The organism is Microbacterium sp. 77mftsu3.1, assembly GCF_900100525.1.
GTDB classification, from domain to species: domain Bacteria; phylum Actinomycetota; class Actinomycetes; order Actinomycetales; family Microbacteriaceae; genus Microbacterium; species Microbacterium aquilitoris.
The window spans coordinates 191,091-209,415 of record NZ_FNCR01000002.1; the positions used below are offsets into that span (position 1 = coordinate 191,091).

Genomic DNA, 18,325 nt, shown 5'->3' on the forward strand with positions numbered 1-18,325 from the left:
GGCGCGGCGTGTCGCGCGAGATCTATTGCATCCGCGCGGTCGCCCCGCCCGGCCCGCGCAACCCGATGCAACCTCGGGCGGCGTAGCGTGCGGGCAATCCGATCCGCGGCGAGGACGCCGCATCCATGTCCGTCGAAGGAGACAGCATGACCATCGTCGAAGAGGGCGTCTCGAGCGCCTACGCCGCACCCGGCCAGCGGGGCTCGGTCGCCGAGTACCGTGCGCGGTACGGCCACTACATCGGGGGCGAGTTCGTCGAGCCCGTGAAGGGCCAGTACTTCGAGAACATCACCCCCGTCACCGGCAAGCCGTTCTGCGAGGTCGGCCGCGGCACCGTCGAGGACATCGACCGCGCCGTGGACGTCGCCTGGCAGGCGTTCGCGTCGTGGCGGAAGACGACGCCCGCCGAGCGCGCCGTCATCCTCAACAAGATCGCCGACCGCATCGAGCAGAACCTCGAGAAGATCGCCGTCGCCGAGACGTGGGAGAACGGCAAGCCCGTCCGCGAGACGCTGGCCGCCGACATCCCGCTCGCCGCCGACCACTTCCGCTACTTCGCGGGCGTCCTCCGTGCACAGGAGGGCACGCTCAGCCAGCTCGACGAGGACACGGTGGCCTATCACTTCCACGAGCCGCTGGGAGTGGTGGGGCAGATCATCCCCTGGAACTTCCCGATCCTCATGGCCACGTGGAAGCTCGCCCCCGCCCTCGCGGCGGGCAACTGCGTCGTGCTGAAGCCGGCCGAGCAGACCCCGGCATCCATCCTGTTCCTCTTCGAGATCATCGGCGACCTGCTGCCCGCGGGCGTCGTGAACATCGTCAACGGGTTCGGCATCGAAGCGGGCGCCCCGCTCGCCTCGCACAAGCGCATCCGCAAGATCGCGTTCACCGGTGAGACGACGACCGGGCGCCTCATCATGCAGTACGCCTCGCAGAACCTGATCCCCGTCACCCTCGAGCTCGGAGGCAAGAGCCCGAACCTGTTCTTCGAGGACGTCGCCAGCCGCACCGACGACGCGTACTACGACAAGGCGCTCGAGGGCTTCACGATGTTCGCCCTCAACCAGGGCGAGGTCTGCACGTGTCCGTCTCGGTCGCTCATCCAACGCTCGATCTACGACTCGTTCCTCTCGGACGGTCTCGAGCGCGTCGGCAAGGTCGTGCAGGGCAATCCCCTCGACCCGGCCACGATGATCGGAGCCCAGGCATCCAACGATCAGCTCGAGAAGATCCTCAGCTACATCGACATCGGCAAGCAGGGCGGCGCGAAGCTGCTCACCGGCGGCGAGCGGGTCGACCTCGGCGGCGAGCTCAGCGGCGGGTACTACGTCGCGCCGACCGTGTTCGAGGGCACGAACGACATGCGCATCTTCCAGGAGGAGATCTTCGGCCCGGTGCTCTCGGTGACGAGCTTCGACGACTTCGACGACGCCATCTCGATCGCCAACGACACCCTGTACGGCCTCGGTGCGGGCGTCTGGAGCCGCTCCGGCGCCACCGCCTACCGTGCGGGACGGGCGATCGAGGCGGGTCGCGTCTGGACGAACACGTATCACCAGTACCCCGCGCACGCCGCGTTCGGCGGGTACAAGCAGTCCGGCATCGGTCGCGAGAACCACCTCAAGATGCTCGACCACTACCAGCAGACGAAGAACCTGCTCGTGTCCTACGCCGAGGGCGCGATGGGCTTCTTCTGAGCCGACACCCCATGACCGACACCACCTACAGCAGGGTCGCCGTCTCGGACGAGGCGGCGGCTCTGCTGCGCACCCTCACCGCGCAGCACGGACCCCTGATGTTCCATCAGTCCGGCGGATGCTGCGACGGCAGCAGTCCCATGTGCTTCCCGATCGGGATGTTCCTCACCGGACCGGGAGACGTGAAGCTCGGCGACATCGACGCGGGCATCGACGATCCGATCGAGGTCTACATGTCGGCATCCCAGTTCGAGTACTGGAAGTACACGCATCTCACGATCGATGTCGTGCCCGGGCGCGGCGCGGGGTTCAGCGTCGAAGGACCGACCGGGATGCGGTTCCTCATCCGGTCCCGGATGCTGACCGCCGACGAGCTCGTCGCCTTCGGGCTCGCCTGACGCACGGCGCCCCCCGTCCGAGGGACGAGGGGCGCCGTGCGAACAGGGGACTCAGCCGTTGCAGGCTTCGCCGATCTTGCCTGCGGCGTCGGTGAACGCCGTGACGCCCGTGTTGATGTCGCCGGCGGCGGACTGCAGCGCAGCCTGGTCCTTGGCGTCGACCGCGTCGCTGATCTCGGCGAAGGTCTTCTCGAAGCTGCCCCAGGCCGTGGCGTACGCGTCGAACGCCTCGGAGACCTCGGGGTTGGTGATCTTGCCCGAGACGTCGTCGATCTTCCCGCCGATCTCGGAGAGGGTGTCGCGGACGGCGCTCGTGTCGCCGGACTGGATCGCGCTGTTGACCTCGCCGCTCGCGGCGTTGATCTCGCTCGACAGGTCGGTCATGTCGGACTGCAGGATGGAGCAGGCCTCGGCCGTGGTCTGGTCGCCGGTAGGCGCCTCGGCGTCAGCGGACGGGGACTGGGCGGCGGGAGCGGAGCTGACCGGCGCGGGGTTGGTGGTGGTGCCCGATTCGGCCGAGCCGCACCCGGTCAGGGCGAACAGTGCCAGCGTTGCGACGGCGAAGCCGGCGGAGATGGTGTGCGTACGTGACATGTGGGTCTCCTTGGTCTGCGGTGTGCGAGGACACGCACCATGACGACGCGCCCCCCGACGATCGACAACGGTAGCCGAGGAGTCCGAGCAGCTCGAACCGTGGACCGAGGGGTACTGCTGTGCTACGACGCGAACGAGGTCAGCGACCGTTCACCCGGGAGCAACCTCCCGGTCACGACCACTTGTTTGTATCGCGACGTGTCCTCTCCGATCGTGACCGTCATCCTTCCGGCGAAAGACGCGGGTCCCTACATCGGCACGACCGTCACGACTCTCGGACGCCAGTTCCAGGACCCCGGCCGGCTACGGCTGGTGGTCATCGACGACGGCTCGACGGACGACACCCGTGTGCAGGTCCAGCACTTCGCCCGCGACATGCCCCACGTGGAGATCATCTCCAATCCGCAGCCCGTCGGACTCGCCGCCGCCCGCAACCAGGGACTCGAGCGCGTGGACACCGAGTTCTTCTGCTTCGTCGACGGCGACGACTGGATGCATCCCGAGCGCCTCGAGAGCCTCATCGCCTCGATGCGCCGGCTGGAATGCGACTTCGTACGCACCGACCACGTGACCGACACGGACGGCCGCCGCCGGTTGATGAGGGCGCCGCACGCGTGGCGCGGACGGGCGGTGTCGCCGCGCGAGGCGATCCTGCCCGCGGACGAGACCACCATGGTCGACTACCCCTATGCCTGGGCGGGAATGTTCCATCGCCGCATCCTGGATCAGGGTCTCGCCCACTTCGAGCCCGGACTGTTCACGGCGGAGGACCGACCGTGGATCTGGCGGCTCCATCTGCGGGCGGCATCATTCGCCGTCGTCGACGCGCCCGCCATCCTGTACCGCCGCGGCGTCACGACCTCGCTGACCCAGGTCCTCGACCGCCGCCAACTCGACTTCCTCCCTGCCTTCGCCGAGGCGATCCGTGTCGTCGAAGACGACCACGACGCCGACAGGTTCCTGCCGAAGATCGCCACCACGACGATGTCGGTCTGCGCGTACCACCTGTTCCGCGCGCGGGCGATGTCGACCGCCGACCGCACGGCGCTGCGCAGCGGCATCCGCGATCTCCTCCGCGCCATCCCGGCTGACCAGATCGACCCCGCTCTGTCGCGCCTGTCGGATCGGCGACGCCGCATCCTTGCGCGCCTCGTGCGCGAGGTCCGCAGCGCATGACCCAGATCTTCGTCCTCAACTCGGCATACGGTCTCATGACGGCGGTGGCCGCGATGGATGCCGGTGCCCTCCCCGCCTCGTCGTCGGGTCGCATCCTGGTCGCCGTCAACGCCGCGATCATCCCCGAGGCCGGCGACGGCATCGTCGACGCCCCGCACCTGGCGGCGTTGCGGTCCCGCTTCGACCGCGTGATCGACCTCAACGAACTGCTCGCGCCGGAGCGGCCGCCGCACTGGCGGGTCACCGTCGGCGAGGCGCCCGTGCTCGAGCGGCTGCTCCGACAGGCCTGGGGGATCGGCGACCACGCGGTCGAGCTGTTCCTGCAGAGCCCTCAGGTCGCGCCGTCGCGCGTGTTCATCGACGTCTTCATGGGCGCGCCCGTGTCGATCGTCGGCGACGGTCTGATGACCTATTCGCCCATCCGCAACCGGTGGCCGCACACGGTCGCCGGTCGTGTGGTCGGCGTCGTCTACGCCGACACCGTCCCCGGGGTCGAGCCGCTGCTGTTCGCCGGCACCGACCGGCTGCCCGTCCCGGCGACGGCTCTCCGCACCGTCGTCGACGAGGTGGCCGCCGCGACCGACGATCCCGCCATCGACGCGCTCGGCGATCTCGATCGGCCCGCGCTCGTCCTGGGCCAATACCTCTCGGCGCTGAAGCTCATCACCGCCGACGAGGAACTGCAGATGCAGTGCGACATGATCGACCGCGCGCTCGAGTGGACGCCCGGCGCGATCGTGTTCAAGCCGCATCCGTCCGCCGCACCCGCGCTGATCGACGACCTCGCCGCGCACGCGGAGAGTCGCGGCGTGCGGTTCACCGTGTTCCGCGGCGGCACCCCCGCCGAGGTCCTGGCGCTGCGAGCCCCGTTCGTCGGCGCGGTCGCGGGATTCTCGACCGCCCTCCCGACACTGCAGGCGCTGACCGGACTCCCCATCGCCGCCGTCGGCACCGAGCTGCTGCTGCAGCGGCTCACGCCCTATGAGAACGGCAACCGCATCCCGGTCACGATCATCGACGCGCTCACCCGCGCCGATTCGCCGTACCGGGGAGAGCGGATGCAGCACCTCGTCGACGCGGTCGGCTTCGCGATGCAGCCGGTGATCGCCGCGCACCTGCGCCCTCGCGCAGAGGAGTTCCTCACCGAGGCGCCCGCCGACGAGCGGCACCGCTACTTCGCCCGCACCCGGCTGAGCTCGCTCGGCCTGCCGGGCGGTGCCCGGCCCGGACTGTTCGCCCGCGCCCTCGGGGCGCAGAGTGGCGCGAGTCGGATCACCGAGATCCAGCTCGCCCTCCGCGGCGCTCGCCGCCGCGGCAAGCGGGCCTGGAAGGCCCTTCGAGGAGGATGACCGTGGCAGGCACCGTCGAGACGATCGCGATCATCCCTGCCCGAGGTGGGTCGAAAGGGGTGCCGGGCAAGAACGTGGCGCGCGTGGGCGGGGTGCCGCTCGTCGTCCGTGCCGTGCGAGCGGCGCACGCGTCCGGAGCCGTCGACCTCGTCGTGGTCTCCACCGACGACGAGGCGATCGCGGCCGCCGCACGCGACGCAGGCGCCCGCGTCATCGCCCGCCCGGCCGACATCTCGGGCGACACGGCGAGCTCCGAGAGTGCACTCCTGCACGCCCTCGACGTCCTCGCCGACGACGGCATCGCGCCGCGGGTGACGGCGTTCCTGCAGGCGACGAGCCCCTTCATCCCGGCCGATGCGCTGCGCGACGGGCTCGCCGCGGTCCGGAGCGGGCGCGCCGACAGCGCCTTCTCGGCGCGGGAGAGTTACGAGTTCGTCTGGCGGCGGGATGCCGACGGTGCCGCATCCGCTCTCGGTCACGACGCGGCGCACCGTCCCCGCCGGCAGGAGCGGGAACCGCACTACGTCGAGACCGGCGCGTTCTACGTCTTCACGACCGACGGTTTCCGTCGCGCGCGGCACCGTTTCTTCGGCCGCACCGAGATCGTCGAAGTGCCCGAGGCGACGTCGATCGAGATCGACGACCCCGCCCAGCTGCGGACCGCCCAGGCGCTCGCCCACCTCGTGGCGCCCGCCGAGCCGATCGCCGCGACGGTGGTCGTGACGGACTTCGACGGTGTCCACACCGACGACTCCGCATGGGTGGATGCCGCCGGCACCGAGCACGTGAGGGTGAGCCGCTCCGACGGCATGGGCGTCGCGCTGTTGCGCCGTGCGGGGGTGCCGATCCTGATCCTCTCGACGGAGCAGAACGCCGTGGTGCGGGCGCGGGCCGAGAAGCTGCAGGTCGAGGTCGTCCACGGCGTGGCGGACAAGGCATCCGTGCTGCGGCAGTGGGCGGCTGACCGCGGGGTCGACCTCTCCGACACGGCGTATCTCGGAAACGACGTGAACGACCTCGCCGCCATGGCGCTCGTCGGCTGGCCGGTCGCCGTCGCCGATGCGCAGCCCGAGGTCGTGGCGGCCGCACGCGTCGTCCTGACGCGCCGCGGTGGCGACGGTGCGGTGCGGGAACTCGCCGACCGCATCCTCGCCGCGCGCTGACCGCACGCATCCGACAGCCAGTCGTCCGGTCCTCGCCATCGGGGGTTCATCCGTCATTCACGGTCGGAACCCACCCTGAGAGGAGTAACGACGAAAGGACTCGCCATGACGGTGACCATCGGAAACCACGTGCTCGGCGGCGGACACCCCGTGTACGTCATCGCCGAGATCGGCCTCAACCACAACGGCGACGTCGAGCTCGCCAAGCGGCTGATCGACGTCGCGGCCGACGCCGGCGCGGACGCCGTCAAGTTCCAGAAGCGCACGCCCGAGATCGCCACCCCGGCGCACATGCGCGACACCCTGCGCGAGACGCCGTGGGGCACCATGACCTACCTCGAGTACCGCTACCGCGTCGAGTTCGACCGCGACCAGTACGTCGAGATCGGCGACCACGCCACGATGCGCGGGCTGGACTGGTTCGCGTCGCCGTGGGACGTGCCGAGCGTCGACTTCCTCGAGGACCTCGGGGTCGTCGCCCACAAGGTCGCCTCCGCGAGCCTCACCGACATCGAGCTTCTCGAGGCCCTCCGCGCCACGGGCAAGCCGGTCATCCTGTCGACCGGGATGTCGACCATCGATCAGATCGACCGTGCGCTCGAGGTGCTCGGCACCGACCGGACCGTGCTGATGCACGCCACGTCGACCTACCCGATGGAGCCCGAAGAGGCGAACATCAAGATGATCGCCTCGCTCCGCGATCGGTACGCCGGCATCCCCATCGGCTACTCCGGTCACGAGCGGGGTCTGCAGATCTCCCTCGCCGCCGTCGCTCTCGGCGCCGTCGCGGTGGAGCGTCACATCACCCTCGACCGCACGATGTGGGGATCGGACCACGCGGCATCGCTCGAGCCGACCGGCCTCGAGCACTTGGTCCGCGACATCCGTGTCATCGAGACGGCTCTCGGAGATGGCGTCAAGCGCATCTACGACGGCGAGCTGGCTCCGATGGCGAAGCTGCGCCGCGTCCCGGCATGATCATGCGCGGTGACCGTCCGGGACGCCTGCGCGTCGTCGCGATCGCCGACGCCGACTCCTTCGTGAAGTGGTCGGCGGCGCTCATCGACTCCGCGCCGTCCGCCGATCCGCACCTGCTGCTCGTGCAGACCCCGCTCGTGGTGAGCGTGACGCAGGAGCATGCGGCGTTGGCGGGCACCGGCATCCGTCCCGAGGCGGTCACCCGCGTGGCCTACGACGACATCGCCGCCTGGCTGGCGAAGGACCGCCCCGACGTCGTCGTCATCGGCGGCCGCGGTCCGTTCGTGCGCCTCGTGATGCGTCAGATCGACCGGGTCACGCCGCGCCCGGTGGTCGTCTCGGGTCTGCCCGGGATGTCGATCCCGGCTCAGCGCGGTGCGGCGCTCTACCGCCGGCACTGCGACCTGATGGTCGTCCACTCTAAGCGCGAGCTGCGCGCGTTCCGGCAGCTGGCGGACCGGCTCGGGCTCACGATGCGCTTCGGCCTGGCCACCCTGCCGTTCGCCCGCCCCGCCCACGAGGCCATGGGCGGCACGGACCTCGTCTTCGCCGCACAGGCGATCGTGCCGCGCGAGCCCGAGGAACGGCGCCAGCTCGCCGAGATCCTCCGCGCCGCAGCCCTTGCCGACCCGACCCGGCGCGTGGTCCTCAAGCTGCGCAGCCGACCCGACCTCGGCGAGGCCGAGACGCACTTCGAGCGCACCGAACTGACCGACCTCCTGCGCGATCGGCCCGACAACCTCGTCTTCTCGCACGAGCCGATGTCGCGCGCGCTCGAGACCGCCGAAGGGCTCGTGACCGTCAGTTCCACGGCCGCGATCGAGGCGATGGCGATGGGCCTGCCCGTCATCGCGCTCACGACCTTCGGGGTCTCGAAGAGCCACCTCAACACCGTCTTCAGTAGGAGTGGCGTGCAGGGGGGTGCCGACGATGTGATCGCGCGGCGGTTCCGTCATCCCCACACCGCATGGCTGGCAGACAACTACTTCCACGACGCGACCGAGTCGACGTGGTGGTCGGACGTCGAACGGCTCGTCGACATGCGCCGCCGGGGTGCGCTCGCGCCGCGCGTCGTGCCGATCGCCCGCGGCGGGCGCCTCCACGAGGCGTGGCAGCGCAAGGCCGTCCTAGGCGCCGAGGATCACTCGGCCCTCGGAGCCGTCGCGCTCGCCGTCGGCGCCCCGCTCGTCTGGGGCATCCTGACGGCCCGCAAGGTGCTCGGCCGCCGCGGCGCCGAGTCGTGGTCCGACGCGGGGAGCGACATCACGGTGACGCCCGCGCGCTATCAGGACCCCATCGTGCGCCCGCGCCGATCCGTCCTGGCGACCGCCGTCATCGACTGAAGATCGCCCCGAACACCCCGCTCTGCAGCGCGAACCAGACGATCACGATCGCTCCGCCGATCAGGATGGTCGCCCACGGCACGGCCGTCTTCAGTCGGCGACCGCTCGGGGCGACGCCCGGCGGCGGGCGGAGCGCCTCGACCGGCGGCGCGAACGGCAGGGCGCCCGCCACCCCGTCGGGCGATGTTCCGCTCGCGGCGCCGCCGACGACACCGGATGCCGCTGCACCGGCGGCGGGCATCGCCAACCGGTCGTCCCGCCACCGCTCCCACTGCGCGAGCTTGTCCATCAGTGCACCGACGACGGAGAACAGCCATCCCCACGTCCGCGGATCGAGGGTGGAGAAGTCGCGCTTGCCGTACAGGAACAGCCAGTCGTCGACGATCTCGACATCGAGCTGCGCGGCGTTGTCGATGAACCTCGCCATGATGTCGGGCGTGAAGAGGTAGAGCGCGTCCTGCTCGTAGCCCTCCGGGCAGTAGAGCGAGAAGTATTTGTCGAAGTCGCCCTCGAGGCTGAGCCGCTGGTGCTTGTCGAACGTCTGCGGCAGGTTCGTGCCCAGGAAGGTGTTGTTGCCCTCGGCATCCAGCACGATGTGGGGCAGCGGGGTGCCGAGACGTATCGCGACGTAGCCCCAGCGGTGGGTGGTGCGGTTCTTGCCCGACCCGGTCGTGTACCGGTAGTTCCCGAACTCGACCAGGCGAGGCTGCTCGCCCCGGAGGATGTCCGTCGCCGTGCGCGAACTGCCGAGCGAGAAGATCATCCCCGGCAGCGGCGGGTTGGATGCCTGCGGGTACCAGGTCATGCCGTTCGCCCGGGCGAAGTGGTCGAGTCGGTACCAGCGCACACCGCCGTTGCGGTACGCCTTCACGATGAGGGCGGTCAGGCCGACCGCGATGAGGCCGACCACGAGGATGATCGCGATCGACCCGGCACCCTCGGGCGGTGAGCCCTCGAAGAACGGGGCGAACACGAGTCGGAAGACGAGGTTGACGACGACGAGGCCGAAGACCCCGACGACGGCGACGATGAGGCATCCCGCGGCCCAACCAGCGGTCTTCGGCGCGCGCCCCGTCGACAGAAGCTGCTTGCGGTACGCCCGCGCCGTGGCCGCGTCGACGGGGTCGGTCAGAGGTCGCGCGTCGAAGGCGGGGCTGCTCATGCGGCCACGGTACCGAAAGCGCCACCCCGCGAGAGATCCTGCTCGCGGGGTGGCGTCGGGTGCACGTTCTGTGCCTGCGGCCGGGTGTCAGCCGGCGTGGGCCGCGCGCACGTCGACGACCCACGTCACTCCGAAGCGGTCGGTGAGCATGCCGAAGCCGGAGCTCCACGGCGACGCGGCGAGCGGCTCGATGACCGTCGCGCCGTCGGCGAGGGATTCCCAGCGCGCGGCGACCTCGTCGAGGGTGTCGCCCTGCAGCGAGACGAAGAAGGCCCGGTCGGTGATCGTGGCGCCGTTCTCGCGGCGGGTCGAACCGGCCACGGCCTCGGCGCCCCGCGTCTCGCCCGGGACGTCGTACGCCATGAGCCGGAAGCCGTCCGCCGCGAGGAGGATGCCGAACACGACCTTCTCCGCGCCGGGCGCCTCGGCGGGCATGCCGACCTGCGCGTACGTCGTCACCGAGACGGTGCCGTCGAACACGCGGCCGTAGAACTCGAGCGCGGCGCGGGCGTCGCCGTGGAAGTTGAGGTGCGTGGTGGTGGAGAGGGTCATGGTGGTCCTTCGGTCGGTGGCTGTCTGCCGGGATCCACTCTTCGCCGCGTAGAGGACCGTTTCTGTCCGCTTCTCGAGCAGGATGGAGGAATGTCGTCGCCGTCGCACCGGATGCTGGATCTGCTGTCCGTCCTGCAGTCGCGCCGCGACTGGGGAGGCCAGGAACTCGCCGACCGGCTCGGGGTGACCGTCCGCACGGTCCGCCGGGACGTCGACCGGCTGCGGGAGCTCGGCTACGCGATCACGGCGGCGAAGGGCCCTTACGGCGGGTACCGGCTGAGCCCGGGCGACGAACTGCCACCCCTTCTCTTCGACGACGAGCAGGCCGTGGCCATCGCCGTCGCGCTGCAGTCGGCATCCGGAGTCGACATCACGGATGCCGCGGCCCGAGCCCTCGCGACGCTGCGGCAGGTCATGCCGTCGCACCTGCGCCACCGCATCGACGGGATCCGGTTCGAGGCGGGGCCGCCGGCCGAGCAGGTCGCGACCGCCGCGCTCGAAGCGGTGAGCGTCGCCGCACGCGAGCGCCGGACGCTCCGCTTCGACTACGGCGACGACGCCGATCGGCCCGCCCGGCACGCGGAACCGCACGCCGTCGTCGCTCGCGACGGACGCTGGTACGTGGTCGCGTGGGACAGGGATGCCGCGGACTGGCGCATCCTCCGGCTCGACCTGCTGCGGCCCCGCCAGGGCGGCGGGGTCCCGTTCGAGCCGCGCGAGATCCCGACGGGGGATGCGCAGACGTATCTCGCGGCCAGGTTCAAGGGATCCGAGACGGCGGACCGGTGGCCCGTGACGGGAGAGATCGCCCTGCCGCTGCCGGCTCGGCGGATCGCGCCGTGGCTCGGCGACGCCGAGCTCGCGGAGCGCCCGGACGGCATGTGCGTCGTGCGGGTCGGGTCGTGGTCGTGGGCGGGGGTGCTCGCCTGGGCACTGCGGTTCGATGTGCCGTTCGAGGTCGTCGGCCCACCGGAGTTGGCCGCCGCGGCGGCGGAGGCGGGGAGCCGGATGGCGGCGTCCGTGGCCGGGCCGGTCATCCGCTAGACTGTTGTGGTTGTCCGTCTGCGCTCATGCGCGGAATCAGCGGACACGTGCATCAACCCTCCTGATGCCGGGAAATGCTCGGCATCCGTTCTAGTCCGAAGGAGGTGGGTTAGTGACGCACATCCACCAGTACGAACTCATGGTCATCCTCGACCCCGAGATCGACGAGCGCCAGGTCGCTCCCAAGCTCGACGGTTTCCTCAAGGTCATCACCGCAGACGGTGGCACCATTGACAACGTCGACGTCTGGGGCAAGCGCCGTCTCGCCTACGAGATCCAGAAGAAGAACGAGGGCATCTACGCCGTCGTCAACTTCACCGGCACGAGCGACGCCACGAAGGAGCTCGACCGTCAGCTCAAGCTGAACGAGCAGATCATGCGTACCAAGGTCCTCCGCGCCGAGGAGGCGATCGCTCAGGTCGCCGCCGAGAAGGAGCGCGCTGAGGCCAAGGCCGCCCGCAAGGCTGCGAAGGCCTAAGGCTCATGGCCGGCGAGACCATCATCACGGTCGTGGGAAACCTCACGGCGGACCCCGAGCTGCGCTACACGCAGAACGGCCTGCCCGTCGCGAACTTCACGATCGCATCGACGCCGCGCAGCTTCGACCGTCAAGCCAACGAGTGGAAGGACGGCGAAGCGCTGTTCATGCGCGCGTCGGTCTGGCGCGAGTTCGCTGAGCACGTCGCAGGCTCGCTCACCAAGGGCATGCGGGTCGTCGCGACCGGCCGCCTGAAGCAGCGCTCCTACCAGGACCGCGAAGGCAACAACCGCACGGCGATCGAGCTGGAGGTCGACGAGATCGGCCCCTCGCTCCGCTACGCGACCGCACAGGTCACCCGCGCCGCGTCCAGCGGTGGCAATGGTGGCGGCGGTGGCGGCAGCTTCGGCGGCGGTCAGCAGCAGTCGCGTCCGCAGGTGCAGGCAGACGAGCCCTGGGCGACGCCCGGGTCTTCGGCCCCTGACGCCTGGAGCGCGCCCGGGACGAGCTACGGCGACGACACCCCGTTCTGATTCGAATTCCGGATGCCGCGGGCTGCGGCATCCACCTCTCTTAAGGAAGACACATGGCTGGAAAGGCAACCGGCGATCGCCGCAAGCCGCGGAAGGGCGCGAAGAACGCCGCTCCCGCGAAGGCGATCCGCGTCGGCGTCATCGACTACAAGGATGTCGCGACGCTTCGCAAGTTCATCTCGGAGCGTGGAAAGATCCGCGCCCGTCGTATCACCGGAGTCTCGGTGCAGGAGCAGCGTCTGATCGCCAAGGCGATCAAGAACGCCCGTGAAATGGCGCTCCTGCCCTACGCCGGCGCTGGCCGGTAAGGAGTACCGACATGGCAAAGCTGATTCTCACGAACGAGGTCGCCGGGCTCGGTAGCGCAGGCGACGTCATCGAGGTCAAGAACGGGTACGCCCGTAACTACCTCATCCCCCAGGGCTTCGCTGTGGCCTGGACCCGCGGTGGCGAGAAGCAGGTGGCGTCTATCCGCGCCGCTCGCGAGTCCCGCGCGATCCACGACCACGAAGAGGCTGTGGCGCTCAAGAACACGCTCGAGTCGAACACGGTCAAGCTGGCCGTCAAGGCCGGCGCAGAAGGCCGCCTGTTCGGTTCGGTGAAGACCGCCGACGTGGCCGACGCAGTCAAGGCCGCCGGTTTCGGTGACCTCGACAAGCGCAAGATCCACATCACCTCGCCGATCAAGGCCGTGGGCGAGCACGAGGCGACCATTCGCCTGCGTGACGACCTCACCGCCGTGATCACCCTGCAGGTGGTCGCCGCCAAGTAATCCTGGCGCGCGGTTCGGATGCCGCGGTTCCCTCCCTTCGGGGCGGGGACCGCGGCATCCGGCGTTTGGGGGCGTGTGTGCGGGGGTGCGGGTGTTCGCGGATGCAAGGGTTTCGGGGCGACACGCCGGGCTGAGGGGCCCGGGGTCGGGGTGTCGCTCGCGATCTATTGCATCGGCGCACGGGTGGGACGGATGCCGCGGGTCGAGGCTCGCGGCATCCGCCCCCTCGGGGGAGATCAGACGGTACGTCGCCGCAGAGTGAGCAGCGCTCCCGCCGCCATTAGGGCGACGGCCGCCAGCGGCAGCCAGGTCAGGGGGATGCCGCCGGTCTGAGCCAGCATGCTCGCCCCGTCGGTGTCGCTCGCGGCGGTCACGGGAGCCGTCGGAGCGGCGCCGGCGCCGGGGATCTGATCGTCTGTGCCGGTTCCGGGGGTGTCACCGGGGACGCTACCGGGGTCCGTCGGATCCGTGCCGGGAGCCGTGGGTTCCGTCCCGGGGTTCACCGGGTCCGTGGGGTCGGTCCCCGGGTCGACCGGGTCCGTCCCCGGGTCAACCGGGTCCGTTCCGGGGTCGACCGGGTCCGTTCCGGGGTCGACCGGGTCCGTTCCGGGGTCGACCGGGTCCGTTCCGGGGTCGACCGGGTCCGTTCCGGGGTCGACCGGGTCGGTACCCGGATCAACCGGATCCGTGCCCGGGTCGACCGGGGTCGTTCCGGGGCCGGTCACCGTGCTGTCGCCGATGATCGAGACCGCTGTGTCACCCACGGTGACCGGGATGCCGATCGGCGCCAGGATCTGCGTCCCACTGCCCACCCCGTTCTCGCCCGAGGTGGTCGGAACGCTGGGGTTCGTGGTGCCCGCACCGGGCGTTCCGACAGACCCGCCGCCGGTCGACGTGCTGTCGCCGATGACCGAGACAGCCGTGTCGTCGACGGTCACGGGGACCGCGATGGGTGCGACGACCTGGGTACCGGAGCCGATGCCGTCCGTGCCGTCGGTCGAGGCCGACGGTGCGGGCGCGGCGGGTGACGCCGGGGCGGTGGCATCCGTGCTCTCGGTCGTGCTGTCGCCGATGACCGAGACAGCCGTGTCGTCGACGGTCACGGGGACCGCGATGGGGGCGACGACCTGCGTACCGGAGCCGATGCCGTCTGTCCCGTCCGTGGACGGTGCCGGAGCGGGCGCGGGTGCGGCGGGTGCGGCCGGGGCGGCGTTATCCGTCGACTCGGTCGTGCTGTCGCCGATGACCGAGATGGCCGTGTCGTCGACCGTCACCGGGGCGGTGACGGGGGCGACGACCTGGGTGCCGGAGGCGGTGCCGTCCGTCCCGTCGGTCGAGGCCGACGGTGCGGGTGCGGCGGGTGCGGCCGGAGCGGCGGCATCCGTGCTCTCGGTTGTGCTGTCGCCGATGACCGAGATAGCCGTGTCGTCGACGGTCACCGGGGCGGTGACGGGGGCGACGACCTGCGTGCCGGAGGCGGTGCCGTTCGATCCGTCGGTCGAGGCTGACGGTGCGGGTGCGGCGGGCGCGGCCGAAGCGGCGGCATCCGTCGACTCGGTCGTGCTGTCGCCGATCACCGAGACCGCCGTGTCCTTCACGGTGACGGGAACGGAGACATCCACGATGGCCTGCGAGCCGGATGCCGTCCCGCTGGATCCGTCGGTGGACCCGGAAGTTCCGCCGGTCGACGCCGCGGGCGACGCGTCGGCATCCTTCGAGCTGGTGGACGAGTCGCCGAGGACCGAGATGGCGGTGTCGCCGACGCTGATGGGAACGTCGACGTTCAGGAGCGCCTGGGTGCCCGAGAGCAGCCCGTCCTCGCCCGAGGTGGTGGATTCTGCGGCCTGCGCGGCCGCCGCACCGAAGAGCGTGATGCCTCCGGCGACGAGCGTACCCAGCAGGGCACGCGACAACATGGTGTTCATTTCGTTTCTCCTCAAGACATGACTGGGGATGGCGCCGAGGCGCCGTCACGCGGGGCGTGCGGATGCGTGCCGCGAAGGGGCGCGGCTCGATCCCCGTCAGTCGGGAGAGACGTCGGTGTCGAAGAAGGGTGCGGGGAGCCCGTGCTCGTCGTTCGGCCGTCCTCGTCGTGCCCAGGCACGGTGCGCGACGGGTAGGCCGAACGGAAGCAGGGCCAGCAGCCCGGCAGCTCCTCCGGATGATGCAGAAGTCAGGGATCCGCTGGACGCCAAGGGTGCGCTGGGCGCGGGCGGGGCGGTATCGGGTGCGAGGGATGCCGGGGCCACTGCGACGGTCGCCGACAGGCCGTCCGCGACAGCCGTCGAGACGGCGTCAGCGAAGGCGGTGCGAGTCCAGGTGGCGGCGTTCACGGACGACGCGGATGCCGTGGGTCCCTGCGCGATGGAAGTCGCATCCGTCGCCGGCTGCCCCGCGGGGGCCGCCGAGGAGGGTTCAGCGGGGGTCGGCGGAAGCCCGACGCCGGGCGGAGTGGCCGTTCCGGCACTCGGCGGGATGATCACAGGGGCCACCGGTTCCGTCACGGGTGCGACCGCGTCGATGACCGGCGGGAGGACGGCGTCCACGATCGGCGTGACGACGGGCTGGGTGGCGTCGACGACCGGCTCGATGACCGGGCCCGTGGCATCCACCACCGGCGCCAGAACGTCTTCGGCGACGGGCGTGACGACGGCCTCGACGACCGGCTCGACGATGGCCGCGACCGGCGGGGCGATGGCATCCGTCACGGGCTCGACGATGGCTTCGGCTACCGGTTTGATGACGGGCGCGACGACCTTCTCGGTCACCGGCTTTACGACCTTCTCCGTCACAGACTTGACGACCTTCTCGGCCACCGGTGTGACGACCTTCTCGGTCACCCGTGTGACGACCTTTTTGACGACCGGCTTCACAACCTTCTCGGTCACGGGCTTGACGACCTTGTCCGCAGCGGGAGTGACGACGGCGTCGGTCACCGGAGCGAGGATCTTGTCGGCGACCGGTTCGACGACGGCGCCGGTCGCCGGCGCCACCGCATCCTCGACGATCTTCGTGACCCCGCCGAGCAGCCCGTCGTCTTCGCGGTCGGCAGCGCGGGCGTGGGGGCCGTCGAACACGGTGAACAGAGCCGCCCACAGCAGAGCGAAGCAGAATCCGATCGCGGCGAGGAGGGTCCAGCGCACGAGCGCATGTCGTTGTTCGGGCACAGGTCACCTCCACGATGGATCTCATCGGACGCGAGCCGTGACGGCCGCGTCTGCGGGGTGCCTGGAGCACAAAAGCTACTCCGATCCTATGAATCTCACAAGAGCCGATCCGGATGTCTTCGTGTGCTCGAAACGTGCCGGGTTTCTCATTTGACAAATCGTCGATTCTGCACATGTGTGGGGATAACCCTGAACCTTCAAGCACCACTTGAGGTGGGATGCTCATCCACAGACTGTGGGAAACAAAACGCCAGTTCAAGCGGGTTTTAGCCGATGCTCCACGCGGAGATTCCACGCGTTGTCCACAGGCTTTGTGCACAGGACCTGCGGCGTTTCACGCACGTTGTCCACACAGTTATCCACAGGCCGGTTTGCGTGTGTCGGAACCCCTCCATAACGTGTGCGAGGGCCTTCCAGCGGGCCCGGAAGAGGGGCTTGGATGTCGATTGCGGATCTGTCCGACGACCGGATCGGCGGAGCCCGAGGCCCTGAGCGGGTCCCTCCTCACGACATGCTCGCCGAGCAGAGCACCCTGGGCGGCATGCTCCTTTCGGGCGATGCGGTCGCCGACGTCATCGAGGCCCTCCGCGGCACCGACTTCTACGTGCCGAAGCACGAGCTGATCTTCGAGGCCGTCCTCTCGCTGTACTCCCACGGTGAACCGACCGACGTCGTCGCCGTCACGGACGAGCTGATCAAGACCGGCGATCTTCAGCGCGCCGGCGGTGCCGATTACCTGCACTCCCTCACGTCGATCGTCCCCACCGCGGCGAACGCGGCGTACTACGCATCGATCGTCCGGGAGCGTGCGCTGCTCCGCCGCCTCGTCGAAGCCGGCACCCGCATCGTCCAGATGGGCTACAACGGGCAGGGCGAGGCGCTCGACCTCGTCAACAACGCGCAGGCCGAGATCTACTCCGTCACCGGTGCGGAGCAGTCCGAGGACTACGTCCCGCTGCAGGTCGCCGTGGACGCCGCCGTCGAGGAGATCGAGGCGGCACGTGGCCGCGATGGTCAGATGACCGGCATCCCGACCGGCTTCGCCGCCCTCGACCAACTCACCAACGGCCTGCACGGCGGGCAGATGGTCGTCGTCGCCGCTCGCCCCGCCATGGGTAAGTCGACGCTCGCGCTCGACTTCGCCCGCGCGGCCGCCATCAAGCACAACCGCCCGACCGTCTTCTTCTCGCTCGAGATGGGGCGCAGCGAGATCGCGATGCGACTCATGAGCGCCGAGGGTGCGGTGCCGCTGCAGAGCATGCGCAAGGGCATGCTCGACAGCCGCGACTGGACGACGATCGCCTCGACCCGTGGGCGCATCAACGACGCGCCGCTGTACATCGACGACAGCCCGAACATGACGCTCGTCGAGATCCGCGCGAAGTGCCGCAAGCTCAAGCAGCGCGTCGGGCTCGAGATGGTCGTCATCGACTACCTCCAGCTCATGACGAGCGGTAAGCGCGTCGAGTCGCGTCAGCAGGAGGTCTCGGAATTCTCCCGTGCGCTGAAGCTGCTGGCGAAGGAGCTGCAGGTCCCCGTCATCGCCCTGTCGCAGCTGAACCGTGGTGCCGAGCAGCGCGCCGACAAGAAGCCCGCCATCAGCGACCTGCGTGAGTCGGGCTCGATCGAGCAGGATGCCGACATCGTCATCCTGCTGCACCGCGAGGCCGCCTACGAGAAGGACAGCCCCCGCGCCGGCGAAGCCGACCTCATCGTCGCCAAGCACCGTAACGGCCCGACCGACACGGTCGTCGTCGCGTTCCAGGGACACTTCTCACGCTTCACCGACATGGCCGTGGGGATGGACTGAGTTGTAAATTCCCGCTGAACATGTCAAATTCCCAATGAACATGTCCAGAGATGACATTTTTGACATGTCTGCCGCGTACGCACATTCAGCGCAGCCCTCCACCGCGGAC

Annotated in this window: 18 protein-coding genes; 13 read left to right on the forward strand and 5 right to left on the reverse strand. The window is 69.8% G+C overall.

All coding sequences use genetic code 11. The features are described from left to right. Positions 1 to 146: 146 nt before the first annotated feature. Positions 147 to 1,697, forward strand: coding sequence for an acetaldehyde dehydrogenase ExaC (locus tag BLR68_RS05840; RefSeq protein WP_026302942.1), 1,551 nt, complete (start codon positions 147 to 149; stop codon positions 1,695 to 1,697). A gap of 11 nt (positions 1,698 to 1,708) precedes the next feature. Further along, positions 1,709 to 2,095 (forward strand): DUF779 domain-containing protein, encoded by a 387-nt coding sequence (locus tag BLR68_RS05845; RefSeq protein ID WP_018187777.1) that lies wholly within the window; start codon positions 1,709 to 1,711, stop codon positions 2,093 to 2,095. 51 nt (positions 2,096 to 2,146) lie between these two features. Here BLR68_RS05845 and BLR68_RS05850 read toward each other — a convergent pair whose 3' ends face one another. Further along, complete coding sequence (locus BLR68_RS05850) at positions 2,147 to 2,689, reverse strand: hypothetical protein (protein WP_018187776.1); 543 nt, start codon at positions 2,687 to 2,689, stop codon at positions 2,147 to 2,149. Between the two features lie 198 nt (positions 2,690 to 2,887). Here BLR68_RS05850 and BLR68_RS05855 point away from each other — a divergent pair, with 198 nt between their 5' ends. From BLR68_RS05855 to BLR68_RS05875, 5 genes are all read left to right on the forward strand, one after another. Then, a complete protein-coding gene (locus BLR68_RS05855; RefSeq protein ID WP_231370911.1) occupies positions 2,888 to 3,865 on the forward strand; it encodes a glycosyltransferase family 2 protein in 978 nt (325 codons plus the stop codon). Beyond that, entirely contained in the window at positions 3,862 to 5,214 is a 1,353-nt protein-coding gene (locus BLR68_RS05860; RefSeq protein WP_018187774.1) for a polysialyltransferase family glycosyltransferase, read from the forward strand. Before BLR68_RS05855 ends, BLR68_RS05860 begins: the two co-directional genes overlap by 4 nt. Next, the gene (locus BLR68_RS05865) at positions 5,211 to 6,377 is read left to right on the forward strand and encodes an acylneuraminate cytidylyltransferase (RefSeq protein ID WP_018187773.1); all 1,167 of its coding nucleotides are present in this window, start codon (positions 5,211 to 5,213) and stop codon (positions 6,375 to 6,377) included. Before BLR68_RS05860 ends, BLR68_RS05865 begins: the two co-directional genes overlap by 4 nt. Before the next feature lie 105 nt (positions 6,378 to 6,482). Next, positions 6,483 to 7,355, forward strand: coding sequence for an N-acetylneuraminate synthase family protein (locus BLR68_RS05870; protein ID WP_018187772.1), 873 nt, complete (start codon positions 6,483 to 6,485; stop codon positions 7,353 to 7,355). Next, complete coding sequence (locus BLR68_RS05875) at positions 7,352 to 8,698, forward strand: DUF6716 putative glycosyltransferase (RefSeq protein ID WP_051082828.1); 1,347 nt, start codon at positions 7,352 to 7,354, stop codon at positions 8,696 to 8,698. The genes BLR68_RS05870 and BLR68_RS05875 overlap by 4 nt, the downstream gene beginning before the upstream one ends. On the opposite strand, the gene BLR68_RS05880 is transcribed toward BLR68_RS05875, so the two are convergent. Continuing rightward, positions 8,688 to 9,860 carry a hypothetical protein gene (locus tag BLR68_RS05880; RefSeq protein ID WP_018187771.1) on the reverse strand — a complete coding sequence of 391 codons (1,173 nt, stop codon included), beginning with the start codon at positions 9,858 to 9,860 and terminating at the stop codon, positions 8,688 to 8,690. The genes BLR68_RS05875 and BLR68_RS05880 overlap by 11 nt on opposite strands. An 87-nt stretch (positions 9,861 to 9,947) precedes the next feature. Beyond that, positions 9,948 to 10,412 (reverse strand): VOC family protein, encoded by a 465-nt coding sequence (locus BLR68_RS05885; RefSeq protein WP_018187770.1) that lies wholly within the window; start codon positions 10,410 to 10,412, stop codon positions 9,948 to 9,950. 90 nt (positions 10,413 to 10,502) lie between these two features. Between BLR68_RS05885 and BLR68_RS05890 the strand changes: the two genes are divergently transcribed. The 5 genes from BLR68_RS05890 (at position 10,503) to rplI (ending at position 13,239) form a co-directional block, all read left to right on the forward strand. Continuing rightward, positions 10,503 to 11,456 carry a helix-turn-helix transcriptional regulator gene (locus BLR68_RS05890; protein ID WP_018187769.1) on the forward strand — a complete coding sequence of 318 codons (954 nt, stop codon included), beginning with the start codon at positions 10,503 to 10,505 and terminating at the stop codon, positions 11,454 to 11,456. Between the two features lie 112 nt (positions 11,457 to 11,568). Further along, positions 11,569 to 11,934, forward strand: a complete 366-nt coding sequence (gene rpsF, locus BLR68_RS05895; RefSeq protein ID WP_018187768.1) for a 30S ribosomal protein S6 — start codon at positions 11,569 to 11,571, stop codon at positions 11,932 to 11,934. Positions 11,935 to 11,939: 5 nt separating this feature from the next. Further along, positions 11,940 to 12,467 carry a single-stranded DNA-binding protein gene (locus BLR68_RS05900; RefSeq protein WP_018187767.1) on the forward strand — a complete coding sequence of 176 codons (528 nt, stop codon included), beginning with the start codon at positions 11,940 to 11,942 and terminating at the stop codon, positions 12,465 to 12,467. Positions 12,468 to 12,520: 53 nt separating this feature from the next. After that, positions 12,521 to 12,775: a 30S ribosomal protein S18 gene (gene rpsR, locus BLR68_RS05905; protein ID WP_005054609.1), complete on the forward strand. Its 255-nt coding sequence runs from the start codon at positions 12,521 to 12,523 to the stop codon at positions 12,773 to 12,775. An 11-nt stretch (positions 12,776 to 12,786) separates the two neighbouring features. Further along, positions 12,787 to 13,239: a 50S ribosomal protein L9 gene (gene rplI / locus BLR68_RS05910; RefSeq protein WP_018187766.1), complete on the forward strand. Its 453-nt coding sequence runs from the start codon at positions 12,787 to 12,789 to the stop codon at positions 13,237 to 13,239. Positions 13,240 to 13,475: 236 nt separating this feature from the next. Here rplI and BLR68_RS05915 read toward each other — a convergent pair whose 3' ends face one another. Both BLR68_RS05915 and BLR68_RS05920 read right to left on the reverse strand, forming a co-directional pair. Then, the gene (locus BLR68_RS05915; RefSeq protein WP_018187765.1) at positions 13,476 to 15,164 is read right to left on the reverse strand and encodes an LPXTG cell wall anchor domain-containing protein; all 1,689 of its coding nucleotides are present in this window, start codon (positions 15,162 to 15,164) and stop codon (positions 13,476 to 13,478) included. Between the two features lie 96 nt (positions 15,165 to 15,260). After that, complete coding sequence (locus BLR68_RS05920) at positions 15,261 to 16,406, reverse strand: ribonuclease E domain-containing protein (RefSeq protein ID WP_143015726.1); 1,146 nt, start codon at positions 16,404 to 16,406, stop codon at positions 15,261 to 15,263. 439 nt (positions 16,407 to 16,845) lie between these two features. Between BLR68_RS05920 and dnaB the strand changes: the two genes are divergently transcribed. Beyond that, positions 16,846 to 18,216: a replicative DNA helicase gene (gene dnaB / locus BLR68_RS05925; RefSeq protein ID WP_018187763.1), complete on the forward strand. Its 1,371-nt coding sequence runs from the start codon at positions 16,846 to 16,848 to the stop codon at positions 18,214 to 18,216. The last annotated feature ends 109 nt before the right edge of the window (positions 18,217 to 18,325 follow it).